The organism is Zoogloea sp., from assembly GCF_041908905.1.
GTDB lineage: Bacteria > Pseudomonadota > Gammaproteobacteria > Burkholderiales > Rhodocyclaceae > Zoogloea.
This window is the reverse complement of the sequence record NZ_JAYREK010000018.1, coordinates 50,006-65,256: the sequence shown is the minus strand read 5'-3', so window position 1 is coordinate 65,256 and position 15,251 is coordinate 50,006. Positions and strand designations below refer to the sequence as shown.

Sequence of the window (15,251 nt, the reverse complement as noted above, 5' to 3'; positions counted from 1 at the left end):
AGAAGTTAACCACCTCCAGGTCGATGCCCAGCACGTCCGCCACCGACACCACGTCGACGAGATCCTGGCGGGTCGAGCAATACTCATCATCGTCGTCGTCCTCCCAGTTCTTCATGAACAGGCCGACCACGTCGTAGCCCTGCTGCTTGAGCAGCAGCGCCGCGACGGACGAATCCACACCGCCGGACATGCCGACGACGACTTTTTCCTTACGAGACATTCGGTCCCTCTCCATCCAGCCAGTCTTCCAGGGGCAACACCACGGCTGGATCGCCATGTTCCCCGAACCACGTATCCACAACAAAACTGGCGCCCACCCGGGGCGCCTCGGCATTCTCGCGGACAACCGCCGAGAAATGCTGCGTCACCAGCCAGCGGGTGCGGCGCCGGATCGGCTCGACCGCATGGAAGCGCAGCATCCCGCGCGCCTCGAGCAGCCGGAGCAGGCGGGTCGTGCTCTCCGCGTGGTCGATGCAGTCCATCGCACCATACGCGCCATCGTCGAGGAAATCCCCCGCCCGATCGGCGCTGATGGGCGACTGGGTGCCCGCCCAGCGGTACAGCAACCCCATCGCCTCGGCCAGCGCCGCCCGCTCCTCTGCCGCCGAAGCGGCCCGACCGAGCAAGCCGGCCACCTGGGCGAGCTGCGCCTCCGAAAACACCACTTCGGCCTCGGTGAGGCAGCCATAGTTGAAACAGATCGCCACCCGCGCGTCGGCCTGCGCCGCACCGCCGCCAAGTGCGGCAGCCACGGCCAGCAGAGCCGCACCGAGGCGAGGCCGCATCATGCGTCGTAGTGCCGCAGCAGATCCAGCGAAAAACGCCGGCCGGCGATGTAATCCTCCACGCACTGCAGGACCAGCGGGCTGCGATGACGCTCCCGGGTGGCGCGCAGCTCGTCGAGGCTCAGCCACACCGCCCGCACGATCCCGTCGTCGAGCTTGCGCTCCGGCTCGCACCCATCGACCCGCCCGCCAAACGCAAAGCGCAGGTAGGTGATGTCGCTGCCCGGCTTGGGCCACTGGTAGATGCCCACCAGAAACTCCGGCCGGAAGTGGTGGGCCGTCTCCTCGAGGGCCTCCCGCGCCGCAGCGGCGACCAGCGCCTCGCCCTTCTCGAGGTGCCCCGCCGGCTGGTTGAAGCGCAGGCCGTCGTCGGTCTCTTCCTCGACGACGAGAAAACGCCCGTCCCGCTCGACCACCGCCGCCACCGTCACGTTCGGCTTCCAGATTTCCATGCCCGTTCCGTCCCGACAAAGATCCGCATTTTAACCGTTCGGCGCGAGGGTCCGCAGGCCTGCGGAATGCGCTAGAATCAGCGGCTTGAATTTACTGATTTCAGTTGGAGAACCCCCACCATGTCTATGGCAGACCGCGACGGTTTCATCTGGTACGACGGCAAACTCGTTCCGTGGCGTGAAGCAACCACCCACGTGCTCACCCACTCCCTCCACTACGGCCTGGCCGTCTTCGAGGGCGTCCGCGCGTACAACACCGTCAACGGCACTGCGATCTTCCGCCTGGCCGAGCACACCCAGCGCCTGCTCAACTCCGGCAAGATCTACATGATGGACATCCCCTACAGCAAGGAAGTCCTGATGGAGGCCCAGCTCGAGGTCGTCCGCGCCAACAAGCTCGAGTCCTGCTACCTGCGCCCGATCGCCTTCTACGGCTCCGAGAAGATGGGCATCTCCACCAAGGGCGCCACCGTGCATGTGGCCATCGCCGCCTGGCCGTGGGGCGCCTACCTGGGTGAGGAAGCCCTCGAGAACGGCATCCGCGTCAAGATCTCCTCCTACGCCCGCCACCACGTCAACGTGACGATGCCGCGCGCCAAGCTGTCCTCCACCTACGCCAACTCCATCATCGCCAACGCCGAGGCCGTCGAAGCCGGCTACGACGAGGCGCTGCTCCTCGACACCAACGGCTTCGTGGCCGAAGGCGCCGGCGAGAACCTCTTCCTGGTCAAGGACGGTGTGATCTACGAACCCGAGATCGCCTCCGCCCTCACCGGCATCACCCGCGCCTCGGTGATCCAGGTCGCCAAGGAGTTCGGCATGGAAGTGCAGTCCCGCCGCGTGACCCGCGACGACGTGTACGTGGCCGACGAAGCCTTCTTCACCGGCACCGCCGCCGAAGTCACCCCGATCCGCGACGTCGACGGCCGCATCATCGGCAACGGCAAGCGCGGCCCGGTGACCCACAAGCTGCAGAAGCGCTTCTTCGAGATCGTCAACGGCCAGGCGCCCGAATACGCCCACTGGCTGTCCCACGTCTGACCGCCCACGGAGACCTCCATGCCCGAGAATCAGGACAAGTCCAAACCGATCGAAGTCACGGCCAAGGATCTGCCGCTGCACTGCCCGATGCCCGACGCCCCGCTGTGGGCGCGTCACCCCCGGGTCTTCCTGGACGTGACCCACGACGGCAAGGCCAGCTGCCCCTACTGCGGCGCCAAGTACGTCTTTACCGGCGAACTGCCCAAAGGGCACCACTGACCCCGCAGGGGCTCAGGCAGACGGGGGCGGCAACGCCCCCGTGTCACATGGAGCCCGTCCGGCACGACACGCCCGGCACGCCTTCACCGCCGGGCGCCTCTTCAACCCTTCGCACGACGCACGCATGAGCAGCCTGATCTTCACCTCGCCCGATGAAGCTGAAAGCGCCTTCTACGCCGCCCTCGCCCGGGCCGACCTGGATGGCATGATGGCCGTGTGGTCGGAAGACGAAGAGGTCGTCTGCGTGCACCCCGGCAGCATCCGCCTGATCGGCCTGGCGGCCATCCGCGAATCCTGGCGCCAGCTCTTCGAGAGCGGCACACGGCTCATCATCCGGCCAAGCCGGTCGGTCCAGTGGCTCAACGTGACCACTGCCGTACACACCGTGCACCAGCACGTGCACATCGACGGCGACCATCGCCTGCACCCCCCGGTCATCGCCACCAACGTCTACAGCCGCGGCGCGGTGGGCTGGAAGATGATCCTCCACCACGCCTCGCCGGCACCCGACATCGACAACCTCCACGGCAGCGACATCCCGCACATCGTGCACTGATGGCGCCCTCCCCCGGCGACTATCGCCCGCCCTCCTGGCTGCCGGGCGGGCACCTGCAAACCATCTGGCCGCTGCTCTGCAAGGGACCGCGCCCGCCGCTGCAGCGGGAACGCTGGAGCACCCCGGACGGCGACTTCATCGACCTCGACTGGCTGCCCCACACCCCGGGCGCCCCGCTGGTGGTGCTCTTCCACGGCCTCGAAGGCTCTAGCGACTCCCCCTACGCCCGCAGCCTGCTGCGCCACCTCGACAGCCTCGGCTGGAATTGCGTCGTCCCCCACTTCCGCGGCTGCTCCGGCGAACCCAACCGCCTGCCCCGCGCCTACCACGCCGGCGACGCCGACGAGCTCGACTGGATCCTCGAACGCCTGGCCGCACGCCACCCCGACGTGCCACGCTTTGCCGCCGGCGTCTCCCTCGGAGGCAACGCGCTGCTGGTCTGGCTGGGCACCCGCGGCAGCGCCGCCGGCCGCCACCTCCAGGCCGCCGCCGCGATCTGCGCCCCCCTCGATCTCGCCGCGATGGGCCACCACCTCGGGCGCGGCGTTAACCGCCTGTACACCCGGCACTTCCTTGCCACCCTCAAGGCACGCGCCCTCGCCAAGCTGCGGCAACACCCCGGCCTGTTCGACCCCGCAGCGGTGCGGCGGGCCCGCAACCTGCACGCCTTCGACGACCTCGTCACCGCCCCGCTCCACGGCTTCCGGGGCAGCGACGACTACTGGCGGCGCGCCTCCAGCAAGCCGCTGCTGCCCGCCATCACCGTGCCGACCCTGGTGCTCAACCCCCGCAACGATCCCTTCCTGCCCGCCGGGCACCTGCCGGGTGCGGCCGACGTGGCGCCGGCGATATGCCTCGAGCAACCGGCCCAAGGTGGCCACGTGGGCTTTGTGAGCGGGCCCTGGCCCGGCCAGCTCGACTGGCTGCCCCGCCGCCTCGTGCGCTTTTTCACGGAAGCCGGCAAAGGCTGAGGCCCCACGGCCGCTGACGCGGAGGCGTCACGGCGGGCGGCGTATAATTCATCTTTCATCCTTTGCGCACCGGAGCTTTCATGTTCGTCCCCGCCCCCGAGATCTTCAAGGCCTATGACATCCGCGGCATCGTCGACAAGACCCTGACCGTCGAGGCTGTCCGCGCCATCGGCCACGCCCTCGGTTCCGAAGCCGTCGCCCGCAACCAGAAGGCCATCGCCGTCGGCCGCGACGGCCGCCTGTCCGGCCCGGCCCTGGCCGGCGCCCTCGCCGACGGCATCCGCGCGGCCGGGGTCGACGTGATCGACGTGGGCTGCGTGCCCACCCCCCTCACCTACTTCGCCGCCTACGAGCTGGGCACCAATTCCTGCGTGTCGGTCACCGGCAGCCACAACCCGCCCGACTACAACGGCCTCAAGATGGTCCTCGGCGGGCAAACCCTATTCGGCGAACTCATCCAGGCCCTGCGCCAGCGCATCATCGACGGCGACCTCGTCACCGCCGCCCAGCCCGGCAAGCTCACCCAGGCCGACGTGGTGCCGGCCTACATTGAAAAGATCGTCGGCGATGTCAAGCTCTCCCGCCCGATGAAGGTGGTGATGGACTGCGGCAACGGCGTGGCCGGGGCGGTGGCGCCCGAGCTCTTCAAGCGCCTGGGCTGCGAGCTGGTCGAGCTGTTCTGTGAGGTCGACGGCCACTTTCCCAACCACCACCCGGACCCCTCCAAGCCCGAAAACCTGGCCGACGTGATCCGTGCCCTGCGTGACACCGACGCCGAGATCGGCCTCGCCTTCGACGGCGACGGCGACCGCCTCGGCGTCGTCACCAAGGACGGCGAGATCATCTTCCCCGACCGCCAGCTGATGCTGTTCGCCGAGGACGTGCTCACCCGCGTGCCGGGCGGCGAGATCATCTACGACGTCAAATGCACCCGCAACCTGGCCGGCTGGATCAAGGCCCGCGGCGGCAAGCCCACCATGTGGAACACCGGCCACGCGCTGGTCAAGGCCAAGCTCAAGGAGACCGGCGCTCCGCTGGCCGGCGAGATGAGCGGCCACGTGTTCTTCAAGGAGCGCTGGTATGGCTTCGACGACGGCCTGTACACCGGCGCCCGCCTGCTCGAGATCGTCTCCCGCCACGCCGACGCCAACCCGCTGCTGAAGGGCCTACCGGACGCCGTCAGCACCCCCGAGCTCAACATCAAGATGAACGAGGGCGAGCCCTTCGCGCTGGTGGACAAGCTCAAGGCCGAGGCCAGGTTCGAGGGCGCCGAGAGCATCCTGACCATTGACGGCGTGCGCGTCGAATACGCCGACGGCTTCGGCCTGGCCCGCCCGTCCAACACCACCCCGGTGGTGGTGCTGCGCTTCGAGGCCGACAACGAAGCCGCCATCGCCCGCATCCAGGCCGACTTCCGCCGCGCCATCGAGGCCGTCTGGCCGGGCGTGCAGCTGCCGTTCTGAGCGCTCTCCAGAAACAACAAAAACGCCCCGGAGTGAGAGCCCCGGGACGTTTTTTGTTGCACATCGGGGCGGCTGGAGCCGCCCTGCGCGCGAGCGATCAGACCGAACGACGGCGGGCCAGACCGAGGCCCGCGAGGCCCAGCCCCAGCAGCGCAGCGGTGGCCGGCTCGGGGATCGCGTTGCTGCCGTTCACCTGGATGTCATCGACCAGGAAGGTGCCGTTGGTGTTGATGCGCAGCGTATCCACGGCGGAAAAATTGAGAACGGCGTTGGTCCAGGGGCTGCTGAACGTGAGGCTGTAGCTGTCGGTCACTGCGCCATTCAGCAGGCCCTCGATGGTGACGGAGGTGAGCGCCCCCTGCCAGCCGTTGAGCCACAGGTCCTGGACCGAGAACGTACCGCCCCCCGCCTGGGTCATGACCATGTTGCCATAGAAGTTGTTGAGGGCCGCAAACTTGCCACTGTGCCCGCTACCGACACCGGAACTCCACCAACCGCCCGTGGGGCTGACGTCGACCACGTCCATGTTCGAGCTGAACACGAAGCCGGAATCGGTGAAGCCAGAACCGCTCGTGGGCCCGTAGGAGCCGGGGGCGACCAAGGAATCGAAGTTGATGACGGTGGCGCTGGCGGCCGTGCAGGCCAGCGCGAGGGTGATGCCGGAGATGAGCTTGCTGATGGTTTTCATGAGTTCTAGCCTCTTTTGTCTGGTGGATGCTTGAGTAAAAACGCTCAGCACCCCACAGCAAAAGCCATGCCCAAAAACAACAAAAACCAAATCTTTGCAAAAAAATCATAAAAATCAGATTGATAGCCTCACAGTTGAGGCTCAATCGAAGAAGAGATTTTTACAAAGAAAAATAAGTGTAAAAATTGCCGACAAAATCAAAAACAACAAACCAAACAGCCGTGCGAACGTGAGTCGGCGACTTGCGCACGTTCACCCCGAACCCGCCTCACGCCACGGTCACGGCGGCCCGCCCCCGCACCAACACAAGCCCGCGCTTCAGAGACCGGCGTGCACAAACAGGTTGCCCTCGGCGATCTCGGGCACCGCCATGCCGCGGGACAGCATCCAGTCGCGCACCGCCAGCCCGGTGGCCTGGGGCCAGGGGCGAAGCTGCTCGGGCCGGACGAGGCGGTATTCGGCAAGCTCCTCGTTGAGGCGGATTTCGCCACGGGCCTGGACGTGGTAACCGATGATGATCTCGTTCTTGCGCGCAAAGGGGTAGGCGCCGAGCAGCTTCACCGACACGGCCTCCAGGGCGACCTCCTCCATCACCTCCCGCGCAACCGCCTCTTCAGGGGTTTCGCCGCGCTCAAGGAAGCCGGTGACGAGGGCGAACATCTTTTCGGGCCACGCCTGGTTGCGGGCCAGCAGGATGGCACCGTCGCGGTCGACGCACTCGATCACCGCGGCCACCACCGGCAGCGGGTTGTCCCAGCGCACGAAGCCGCAGGCCGGGGCAAAGCACAGCTGGCGCTCGGCGCCGGCCATTTCGCCCCACTCGAGGGGGCTGCCGCACTGGGGGCAGAAACGCCAGGTGGGAGAACTCATGGGATGCTTCCCGCAATCACGGGCCGGGCGCCCGCGGGGCCCCGGGGCCGGCGGGCGCCGATGGGGATCAGCCGAGCTTGGCGCCGACCCAGCCGGCCACCGAGGCCAGCGCCGCCGGCAGCGCCGAGGCGTCGGTGCCGCCGGCCTGGGCCATGTCGGGGCGGCCGCCGCCCTTGCCGCCAACCTGCTGGGCGACCATGTTGACCAGCTCGCCGGCCTTGACCTTGCCGGTGAGGTCGGCGGTGACGCCGGCGATCAGGCTGACCTTGCCGTCATTGACGCTGGCCAGCACGATGGCGGCGCTCTTGAGCTTGTCCTTCAGCTTGTCGAGGGTCTCGCGCAGGGTGGGCACGTCGGCGCCTTCCAGCGTGGCGGCGAGCACCTTGGCGCCGGCAATGTCGGCGGCCTGGGCGGCCAGGTCGTCACCCTGGCTGGCAGCGAGCTTGCTCTTGAGGCGGGCGAGCTCTTTTTCGAGGGACTTGATGGTGTCGATCACCTGGCCGACGCGGGTCAGCACCTCCTGCGGCTGGGCCTTGAGGGCGCCGGTGACGCCGTCGAGGAGCTTCTGCTGGTCCTGCACCAGGGCCACCGCCACGTCGCCGCACACCGCCTCGATACGCCGCACGCCGGCGGCCACGCCGCCTTCGAGGGTGATCTTGAACAGGCCGATGTCGCCGGTGCGGGCCACGTGGGTGCCGCCGCACAGCTCCTTGGACGAGCCGATGGTGAGCACGCGCACCTCGTCACCGTACTTCTCGCCGAAGAGCATCATCGCGCCGGTCTTCTGGGCCGACTCGATGTCCATCACCGAGGCGTCGGTGGCGGCGTTGGCGAGGATCTCGTCATTGACGATGCGCTCGATGCGGGCGATCTCGTCGGCGCTGACGGGCTGGGTGTGGGCGAAGTCGAAGCGGGTCTTGTCCGGGTCGACCTGGCTGCCCTTCTGCTGCACGTGGCCGCCGAGCACTTCGCGCAGGGCCTTGTGCAGCAGGTGGGTGGCGGAGTGGTGGCGGGCGGTGCGGGCACGGGCGGCGGTATCCACCCTGGCGGTCACGCCGTTGCCCACCGTGAGCTTGCCGGTAGTGACCACGCCGTGGTGGCCGAACACCGTGGCCTGGATCTTCTGGGTGTCTTCGACGGCGAAGATGCCGTGCACCGAGCGCAGCTCACCGCGGTCGCCCACCTGGCCGCCGGATTCGGCGTAGAACGGGGTGTCGTCGAGCACCACCACGCCCATCTCGCCCTCGGCGAGCTCGTTGACGGCCAGGCCGTCCTTGTAGAGAGCCAGCACATTGCCCTTGGCCTCCAGGCTGTCGTAGCCGTGGAAGGTGGTGGCCGGGCCGTCGTAGTCGAGGTTGGCGGCCATCTTGAACTTGCCGGCGGCGCGGGCCTGCTCCTTCTGGCGGGCCATCGCGGCGTCGAAGGCGGCGGCGTCGACGGTGACGCTGCGCTCACGGCACACGTCGGCGGTGAGATCCAGCGGGAAGCCGAAGGTGTCGTGCAGCTTGAACGCGGTCTCGCCGTTGAACACGGTGCTGCCGGCGGCGGCCATCGCGGCGAGCTCGCCTTCGAGGATCGCCATGCCGTTTTCAATCGTCGCGAAGAAGCGGTCTTCCTCCTGCTTGAGGATCTCGGTGACGCGCTGCTGACCGGCCTTCAGCTCGGGGTAGGCCTCGCCCATCTCGGCGACGAGATCGGGCACCATCTTGTGGAAGAAGGCGGCGCGGGCGCCGAGCTTGTAGCCGTGGCGGATGGCGCGGCGGATGATCCGGCGCAGCACGTAGCCGCGGCCTTCGTTGCCGGGGATCACCCCGTCGGCGATCAGGAAGGAGCAGGCGCGGATGTGGTCGGCCAGCACCTTGAGGGACGGGCTGTCCATGTCGGCGTCGCTGGTCTCGCGGGCCGCGGCCTTGATGAGGGCCTGGAACAGGTCGATCTCGTAGTTGGCGTGCACGTGCTGCAGCACCGCGGAGATGCGCTCGAGGCCCATGCCGGTGTCCACCGAGGGCTTGGGCAGCGGGTGCATCACGCCGGCCTCGTCGCGGTTGAACTGCATGAACACGTTGTTCCAGATCTCGATGAAGCGGTCGCCGTCTTCGTCGGGGGAGCCCGGGGGGCCGCCCCAGATGTGCTCGCCGTGGTCGTAGAAGATCTCGGTGCACGGGCCGCAGGGGCCGGTGTCGCCCATCATCCAGAAGTTGTCGGAGGCGTAGCGGGCGCCCTTGTTGTCACCGATGCGGATGACCCGCTCCGCCGGCACGCCGATCTCCTTGGTCCAGATGTCGTAGGCCTCGTCGTCCTCGGCATACACGGTGACGGTGAGCTTGTCCTTGGGCAGCTTGAAGACCTCGGTGAGCAGTTCCCAGGCGTAGCTGATCGCGTCGCGCTTGAAGTAGTCGCCGAAGCTGAAGTTGCCCAGCATCTCGAAGAAGGTGTGGTGGCGGGCTGTGTAGCCGACGTTCTCGAGGTCGTTGTGCTTGCCGCCGGCCCGCACGCACTTCTGGGAGGTGGTGGCGCGGGTGTAGGGGCGCTTGTCGAAGCCGAGGAAGACGTCCTTGAACTGGTTCATGCCTGCGTTGGTGAACAGCAGGGTCGGGTCTTCGTGGGGCACCAGAGAGCTGGAGGCTACGATCTGGTGGCCCTTGGAGGCGAAGAATTCGAGGAATTTCTGGCGGATTTCGGCGCTTTTCATCGGCGTGGGGTCTCCGGGTGACATCGCGGGGCGACGGTCAGGGGAACGCAGGTTTCAAAGCGCGAAATTGTAGCATTCAACCTCATCCGCTCCCGCTGGCTATAATCCCCGCTCCGAGAACATACCAAGAGAAGAGGGAGAACCATGGGCCACCGCCTGTCCAAGATCTACACCCGCACCGGCGACGCCGGCACCACCGGCCTCGGCAACGGCAACCGGGTATCCAAGAACAGCCTGCGCATCCACACCCTGGGCGAGGTGGACGAGGTCAACGCCGCCATCGGCGTGCTGCTGTGCGAGGAGCTTCCCGAAGACGTGCGCGCGCTGCTGACCAATGTGCAGCACGACCTCTTCGACCTGGGTGGCGAGGTGTGCATCCCCGGCATGGAGATGATCACCGCCAAGCAGGTGCAGCACCTCGAGGAAGAGCTCGACCGCTTCAACGACGACCTGGAGCCCCTGAAGGACTTCATCCTGCCCGGCGGCACCCGCGCCGCGGCCCTGTGCCACCAGGCACGCACGATCTGCCGGCGCGCCGAACGGATGATCGTCGCGCTGGGCCAGGAGGAGGCGGTGAACGACGCCCCGCGCCAGTACCTCAACCGGCTGTCGGATCTGCTCTTCGTGCTGGGGCGGGTGCTCAACCGCGCCGGCGGCCGCGGCGACGTGCTGTGGCAGAAGCGCAAGAACGCCTGACACACCCTGGCGGGGCGGCGGCGCCAGGCTGACGGCGCCCGCCCGGCCGATGACAATCCATCAATCCGCGTGGGCGTGCGGCTGAAACCCCGCCGTCGAGGTGCCTCGGCAGCGCGCCGGGACGCCGCCCGGGCGCCCAGCCGGCGCGCCGGCTTACCAATCCACCTTGTTCACGGTGCCCAGCGAACGGCCGAGGAAGCGCTCGCCGATGGTCTGGAAGCGCAGCGGGATATCGGTGACGGTGTAACGGTAGGTGGGCAGACTCTCGCCGTCGTTGGCGATCCCCATCGCGGTGAGGGTGCGGGCGGCCTGCTCGGCGACGGTGATGGCCGAATCGACGAGGCGGACCTCCGGCCCCACCACATCCTGCAGCAGGGGCTTGATCAGCGGGTAATGGGTACAGCCGAGGACCAGGGTATCCACGTTCTCGGCCAGCACGGGCTTGAGATATTCCTGGGCGGTGAGCCGGGTCACCTCGTGCTCCAGCCAGCCCTCCTCGACCAGGGGCACGAACAGCGGGCACGCCTGCGAATAAACCCGCACGTTGGGGTCGAGGGCGTGAATCCGGCGGGCGTAGGCGTTGCTGTTGATGGTGGTCGGCGTGCCGATCACCCCGATCGCCCGGGAGCGGGACTCGGCCACCGCAGCACGGGCGCCGGCATCGATCACGTCGAGCACCGGGATCGCCCCGGCCTTCTGCTTGACTACCTGGGAGGCCACCGCCGCCATCGTGTTGCAGGCGATGATCAGCATTTTGACGCCCTGCTCCAGCAGGTGGTCGGTGATCTGGCCGGTGAAGTGCTCGATGGTGGCCACCGATTTGACACCGTAGGGCACGCGGGCCGTGTCCCCGAAGTAGACGATGTTCTCGAGGGGCAGGCGCTCCATGAGGGCGCGCACGACAGTCAGGCCGCCCACACCGGAGTCGAAGACCCCGATCGGCAGCTTACCGGTATCAGGCATGGCAGCAGGAAAATGCAGGACGAGGACCGCGGATTCTACGCCACCACGGCGGCGCGGCGCTCAGTAATCGAGGCGGGCGACCAGTTCGGCCTCTTCTTCGGGGCTCAGCGCAAACTTGTAGGCCGATTTTTCGTCGGGCAGTTCACGCCATTTGCCGCCGATCTCCCGCAGGCGGCGCTCGATCTTGGCACAGCTGATGTGCATCAGGATGGCGGGCGCACTCACCCGCTCGCACATCCGCTCGGCCCCCATCTGCTCGAACTCCAGGAGACGCTCGTAGAAGGCCCGGTGGCGCGGGTTGATCTCGATGAGGATGTCGGTGCAGCCCTTCACCCGGTGGGCATAGATGTAGAGCAGGTGGATCAGGGAGATGATCAGGCGTTTGGAGCGCGCCGTCGGATCGATGGCGAAACGCCCGAACTCGCACAGCTTGGCTCCCTGGGCACGCAGGCGCGCCGCCTCCGCACCATAGGTGCTGTCGAGGGCGAGCCCGGCGGGGGAGTCGATATTGACGGTGACCGTCGCGTAGATCCGGCCGAAGAGTTCGGCGTTCATGGTCAGCTGGTTGGGCTCTTCGGCCGTGCCGACGGCGCCGTAACCGCGCCAGGCGTAGCGCTTCTGGATCAGCAGGTCGGTCTCGCGGCGGCGCTCGCCGTCGCGCATGAGCATCTTGATCCGGAACTTGTCCTGACGATGGGCAGGAACATCGACCTTGGGCGCGTCCTCGGCAATGCAGAGAGGATCGAAGCGCCATGATTCCATGGCGGTGACTTCCGCCAGCGTTTGCGGCGGACGCACTTCTTCGGGCGAGGGTTTGGGATCTTTACGAAACATTGATCGATACTATACAGCGCCTTTAACAGGTGAGCCATCGTGTCGTCCGAGGGCCCAGCGCACGTGCTCCCTGACGACAGGGGACGAATCTTCCCGCCGTAAAGCGAGCGCGGCAAGGACATCTTCCGCACATTGGGCATTACCCAGTGCGACCGCGAGGTTGCGCGACCAGCGCTCGTAGCCGATGCGGTAGATGGGGCTGCCGGCCATCCGCTCGGTGAAATCCGCTTCCGACCAGTGAAACAATGCCACCAGCCCCGCCCGGTCGAGACCATGGCGGGGCGCGAAATCGGGTTCGACAGCCTTGCGGGCAAAACGGTTCCAGGGGCATGCCAGCTGGCAGTCGTCGCAACCGTAGATCCGGTTGCCCATCATGGGCCGGAACTCCTCCGGGATCGCCCCCTTCAGCTCGATGGTCAGGTACGAGATGCAGCGCCGGGCATCGACCCGGTAGGGCGCCACGATGGCGCCGGTCGGGCAGGCCGTGATGCACGCGCTGCAACGCCCGCAGTGGGCTTCCGGGGCCGCATCCACCGGCAGGGCCAGGTCGGTGTAGATCTCGCCCAGAAAGAAGAACGACCCCGCCTGCCGGGACAACAGCAGGGTGTGCTTGCCACGCCAGCCGAGGCCGGCCTTCTCGGCCAGGGCGACCTCCATGACCGGCGCCGAATCGACGAAGACCCGCGCCGCGTGGGGGGCGACGGCGGCAATCCGGTCGGCGAGCTTCTGCAGGCGGGCCCGCAGCACCTTGTGGTAATCGCGGCCCAGCGCGTAGCGCGAGACGTAGGCACGGGCGGGATCGCCGAGCACCGCCAGCGCGTCCTCGGCATCGGGCAGATAGGACATGCGCGCCGAGATCACCCGCCGGGTGCCCGGCACCAGGACCTCCGGCCGGGAGCGCTTGACCCCATGTTTGTACATATAATCCATCTGCCCATGGCAGCCGGCCTCGAGCCAGGCCGTCAGGCCCGCCTCGGCGTCGGCGAGGCCCGTGTCCGCGATGCCGACCTCGTCGAAACCGAGCGCCCGCCCCCACGTCTTGATATCCGCGGCAAGGGACGCCAGGCTTTCCTGCCCGCCAGAAAGATTATCGTGCACCAAATTCATCCCGGAAATGATAGCGGCCCTTCAGCCCACCTGCACCTGCCCGACGAGGACGCCACGCTGGCTGCCGGTGCCCGCCTGGCGGCGGCACTCCCGGCGCGGCTGACGGTGTTCCTGCGCGGCGACCTGGGTGCCGGCAAAACCACGCTGACCCGCGGCCTGCTGCGTGGGCTGGGCTACACCGGCCGGGTGAAGAGCCCGACGTACACCTTGGTCGAACCGTATAAAGATTCTAGAATTAGTGTATATCACTTTGATTTTTATCGCTTCACCCATGCAGAAGAGTTTCTCGAGGCTGGCCTTGAAGAGTGTTTCGAAGGCGACGGCATCCGCCTTGTCGAGTGGCCCGACCGGGCCCAGCCCTACCTCCCCGCAGCAGACCTCGAAGTCTTGCTGCATGTTGCGCCGGCCGGCGGCCGCGAGCTTGCACTGCGTGCGCTGAGCCCGGAGGGCCAAAGATGTCTCGACGATTTCAACGCAGTTATCGCCCCACCGGCGGCCAGGCCGGCCCCCTGAGCGGGCCCGGGCCGAGCCCCATCAGCCGGCGCCGCTTCCTCGGCTCCACCGGCGCCGCCCTGCTGCTGATGGTCAGCCGGGCGGGCCACGCCGCCACGACGTCCATGCTGGCGGTGCGGGTGTGGCCGGCCCGCGACTACACCCGCGTCACCCTGGAGAGCCGCAGCGCGGTCAACTTCACCCACCAGATGGTGCGCAACCCGGAGCGCCTGGTGGTGGACCTGGAGGGCGTGGAGCTCAACGAGGTGCTGCAGTCGCTGCCGTCCAAGATCAGCGGACAGGACCCGTACATCCAGCTGATCCGCGCCGGGCGCAACCGGCCCGGCGTGGTCCGGCTGGTGATCGAACTCAAGGCCGAGGTGACACCGCAGATCTTCACCCTCGCCCCGGTCGGCGAATACGGGCACCGGCTGGTGCTGGACCTCTACCCGGTCGAACCGGTCGACCCCCTGCTCGCCCTGCTCGAGAAGATTTCCCCCGAAGAGGCCGCCGCGGGCGGCGCCAGCCCGCCCCAGCGCCCCGAGGAGCCGCCGCGCCGCGCCGTGGCCGAAGCCCCGCGCAAGGCCGAGCCCACGCAACAGGCCCGCAACAGCGAGCGGCCCGAACCGCCGCCCAGCCGTGCCGGCGACGACGAACGGGTGAACCGGCTGATCACAATCGCCATCGACCCCGGCCACGGCGGCGAGGACCCGGGCGCAGTGGGCGCCGCCGGCAGCTTCGAGAAACACGTGACCCTGTCGGTCGGGCAGCGCCTGAAGGCCAAGATCGACGCCCAGCCCAACATGCGCGCGATGCTCACCCGCGACGCCGACTACTTCGTTCCCCTCCAGCAGCGGGTGGCCAAGGCGCGCCGGGTTCAGGCGGATCTCTTCGTCTCCATCCACGCCGACGCCTTCATCAGCCCGACCGCCCGCGGGAGCTCGGTCTTCGTGCTGTCCGACAAGGGCGCGTCGAGCACCGCGGCACGCTGGCTGGCCCAGAAGGAAAACGCCGCCGACCTGATCGGCGGGGTGAACCTGGGGGTCAAGGACGGCCACCTCGCACGCACCCTGCTGGACCTCTCCCAGACCGCGTCGATCAACGACAGCCTGAAGGTGGGCAAGGCCGTGCTGGGCGAGCTCGGTGGCATCAACAAGCTGCACAAGGGGCAGGTGGAACAGGCCAGCTTTGCGGTGCTGAAGGCGCCGGACATCCCGTCCATCCTGATCGAGACGGCCTTCATCTCGAACCCGGAAGAAGAAGCCCGCCTCAACGACGAGGCCTATCAGGACCGCATGGCCGAGGCGATCCTGCGCGGGCTGCGGCGCTACTTCGCCCAGAACCCGCCGATGGCCAAGTCCAAGCTCGCGCGGCTCGACTGAAGCCCGGCCCCCACAAACGGGGGCCGACGCCCAGGGGCGC

The 15,251-nt window shown here is 67.7% G+C and carries 16 protein-coding genes and 1 pseudogene; 8 read left to right on the top strand and 9 right to left on the bottom strand.

Annotation, left to right across the window (positions count from 1 at the left end):
* The 3 genes and pseudogenes from mnmA to ACE3OU_RS11380 all read right to left on the bottom strand — a co-directional run.
* Positions 1–220, bottom strand: a pseudogene (gene mnmA, locus ACE3OU_RS11390) (tRNA 2-thiouridine(34) synthase MnmA); the annotation flags it as partial.
* Positions 210–788: a hypothetical protein gene (locus tag ACE3OU_RS11385; protein ID WP_374241681.1), complete on the bottom strand. Its 579-nt coding sequence runs from the start codon at positions 786–788 to the stop codon at positions 210–212. The gene ACE3OU_RS11385 and the pseudogene mnmA, both read right to left, overlap by 11 nt.
* Positions 785–1,237, bottom strand: a complete 453-nt coding sequence (locus tag ACE3OU_RS11380; protein ID WP_374241680.1) for an NUDIX hydrolase — start codon at positions 1,235–1,237, stop codon at positions 785–787. Before ACE3OU_RS11380 ends, ACE3OU_RS11385 begins: the two co-directional genes overlap by 4 nt.
* A 120-nt stretch (positions 1,238–1,357) precedes the next feature.
* Here ACE3OU_RS11380 and ACE3OU_RS11375 point away from each other — a divergent pair, with 120 nt between their 5' ends.
* The 5 genes from ACE3OU_RS11375 (at position 1,358) to ACE3OU_RS11355 (ending at position 5,487) form a co-directional block, all read left to right on the top strand.
* Entirely contained in the window at positions 1,358–2,278 is a 921-nt protein-coding gene (locus ACE3OU_RS11375) for a branched-chain amino acid transaminase (protein WP_374241679.1), read from the top strand.
* Positions 2,279–2,296: 18 nt separating this feature from the next.
* Positions 2,297–2,497: a zinc-finger domain-containing protein gene (locus ACE3OU_RS11370; protein WP_374241678.1), complete on the top strand. Its 201-nt coding sequence runs from the start codon at positions 2,297–2,299 to the stop codon at positions 2,495–2,497.
* A 124-nt stretch (positions 2,498–2,621) separates the two neighbouring features.
* Positions 2,622–3,053, top strand: a complete 432-nt coding sequence (locus ACE3OU_RS11365; RefSeq protein WP_374241677.1) for a nuclear transport factor 2 family protein — start codon at positions 2,622–2,624, stop codon at positions 3,051–3,053.
* Positions 3,053–4,024, top strand: coding sequence for a YheT family hydrolase (locus ACE3OU_RS11360; RefSeq protein WP_374241676.1), 972 nt, complete (start codon positions 3,053–3,055; stop codon positions 4,022–4,024). Before ACE3OU_RS11365 ends, ACE3OU_RS11360 begins: the two co-directional genes overlap by 1 nt.
* Positions 4,025–4,104: 80 nt before the next feature.
* On the top strand, positions 4,105–5,487 hold the full coding sequence (locus ACE3OU_RS11355; protein WP_374241675.1) for a phosphomannomutase/phosphoglucomutase: 1,383 nt from the start codon (positions 4,105–4,107) through the stop codon (positions 5,485–5,487).
* Positions 5,488–5,584: 97 nt separating this feature from the next.
* Here ACE3OU_RS11355 and ACE3OU_RS11350 read toward each other — a convergent pair whose 3' ends face one another.
* The 3 genes from ACE3OU_RS11350 to alaS all read right to left on the bottom strand — a co-directional run bounded on the left by ACE3OU_RS11350 (position 5,585) and on the right by alaS (position 9,737).
* Positions 5,585–6,175, bottom strand: coding sequence for a PEP-CTERM sorting domain-containing protein (locus ACE3OU_RS11350; protein WP_374241674.1), 591 nt, complete (start codon positions 6,173–6,175; stop codon positions 5,585–5,587).
* Between the two features lie 318 nt (positions 6,176–6,493).
* Positions 6,494–7,045 carry an NUDIX domain-containing protein gene (locus tag ACE3OU_RS11345; RefSeq protein WP_374241673.1) on the bottom strand — a complete coding sequence of 184 codons (552 nt, stop codon included), beginning with the start codon at positions 7,043–7,045 and terminating at the stop codon, positions 6,494–6,496.
* 67 nt (positions 7,046–7,112) lie between these two features.
* Positions 7,113–9,737, bottom strand: a complete 2,625-nt coding sequence (gene alaS, locus ACE3OU_RS11340) for an alanine--tRNA ligase (RefSeq protein WP_374241672.1) — start codon at positions 9,735–9,737, stop codon at positions 7,113–7,115.
* Positions 9,738–9,881: 144 nt separating this feature from the next.
* On the opposite strand from alaS, the gene ACE3OU_RS11335 reads away from it, so the two are divergent.
* Positions 9,882–10,433 (top strand): cob(I)yrinic acid a,c-diamide adenosyltransferase, encoded by a 552-nt coding sequence (locus tag ACE3OU_RS11335; RefSeq protein ID WP_374241671.1) that lies wholly within the window; start codon positions 9,882–9,884, stop codon positions 10,431–10,433.
* 153 nt (positions 10,434–10,586) lie between these two features.
* Here ACE3OU_RS11335 and murI read toward each other — a convergent pair whose 3' ends face one another.
* From murI to queG, 3 genes are all read right to left on the bottom strand, one after another.
* Entirely contained in the window at positions 10,587–11,396 is an 810-nt protein-coding gene (gene murI / locus ACE3OU_RS11330) for a glutamate racemase (RefSeq protein ID WP_374241670.1), read from the bottom strand.
* A gap of 60 nt (positions 11,397–11,456) precedes the next feature.
* A complete protein-coding gene (locus tag ACE3OU_RS11325; RefSeq protein ID WP_374241669.1) occupies positions 11,457–12,158 on the bottom strand; it encodes a hypothetical protein in 702 nt (233 codons plus the stop codon).
* Positions 12,159–12,239: 81 nt separating this feature from the next.
* Positions 12,240–13,337: a tRNA epoxyqueuosine(34) reductase QueG gene (gene queG, locus ACE3OU_RS11320; protein ID WP_374241668.1), complete on the bottom strand. Its 1,098-nt coding sequence runs from the start codon at positions 13,335–13,337 to the stop codon at positions 12,240–12,242.
* On the opposite strand from queG, the gene tsaE reads away from it, so the two are divergent.
* On the top strand, positions 13,323–13,850 hold the full coding sequence (gene tsaE, locus ACE3OU_RS11315; protein WP_374241667.1) for a tRNA (adenosine(37)-N6)-threonylcarbamoyltransferase complex ATPase subunit type 1 TsaE: 528 nt from the start codon (positions 13,323–13,325) through the stop codon (positions 13,848–13,850). The genes queG and tsaE overlap by 15 nt on opposite strands.
* A 68-nt stretch (positions 13,851–13,918) precedes the next feature.
* Complete coding sequence (locus ACE3OU_RS11310; protein ID WP_374241693.1) at positions 13,919–15,211, top strand: N-acetylmuramoyl-L-alanine amidase; 1,293 nt, start codon at positions 13,919–13,921, stop codon at positions 15,209–15,211.
* Positions 15,212–15,251 lie beyond the last annotated feature (40 nt).

Coding starts and splice junctions, on each gene's coding strand:
- ACE3OU_RS11385 (WP_374241681.1), bottom strand. CDS start 788: ATGATGCGGCCTCGCCTCGGTGCGGCTCTGCTGGCCGTGGCTGCCGCA.
- ACE3OU_RS11380 (WP_374241680.1), bottom strand. CDS start 1,237: ATGGAAATCTGGAAGCCGAACGTGACGGTGGCGGCGGTGGTCGAGCGG.
- ACE3OU_RS11375 (WP_374241679.1), top strand. CDS start 1,358: ATGTCTATGGCAGACCGCGACGGTTTCATCTGGTACGACGGCAAACTC.
- ACE3OU_RS11370 (WP_374241678.1), top strand. CDS start 2,297: ATGCCCGAGAATCAGGACAAGTCCAAACCGATCGAAGTCACGGCCAAG.
- ACE3OU_RS11365 (WP_374241677.1), top strand. CDS start 2,622: ATGAGCAGCCTGATCTTCACCTCGCCCGATGAAGCTGAAAGCGCCTTC.
- ACE3OU_RS11360 (WP_374241676.1), top strand. CDS start 3,053: ATGGCGCCCTCCCCCGGCGACTATCGCCCGCCCTCCTGGCTGCCGGGC.
- ACE3OU_RS11355 (WP_374241675.1), top strand. CDS start 4,105: ATGTTCGTCCCCGCCCCCGAGATCTTCAAGGCCTATGACATCCGCGGC.
- ACE3OU_RS11350 (WP_374241674.1), bottom strand. CDS start 6,175: ATGAAAACCATCAGCAAGCTCATCTCCGGCATCACCCTCGCGCTGGCC.
- ACE3OU_RS11345 (WP_374241673.1), bottom strand. CDS start 7,045: ATGAGTTCTCCCACCTGGCGTTTCTGCCCCCAGTGCGGCAGCCCCCTC.
- alaS (WP_374241672.1), bottom strand. CDS start 9,737: ATGAAAAGCGCCGAAATCCGCCAGAAATTCCTCGAATTCTTCGCCTCC.
- ACE3OU_RS11335 (WP_374241671.1), top strand. CDS start 9,882: ATGGGCCACCGCCTGTCCAAGATCTACACCCGCACCGGCGACGCCGGC.
- murI (WP_374241670.1), bottom strand. CDS start 11,396: ATGCCTGATACCGGTAAGCTGCCGATCGGGGTCTTCGACTCCGGTGTG.
- ACE3OU_RS11325 (WP_374241669.1), bottom strand. CDS start 12,158: ATGGAATCATGGCGCTTCGATCCTCTCTGCATTGCCGAGGACGCGCCC.
- queG (WP_374241668.1), bottom strand. CDS start 13,337: ATGAATTTGGTGCACGATAATCTTTCTGGCGGGCAGGAAAGCCTGGCG.
- ACE3OU_RS11310 (WP_374241693.1), top strand. CDS start 13,919: ATGGTCAGCCGGGCGGGCCACGCCGCCACGACGTCCATGCTGGCGGTG.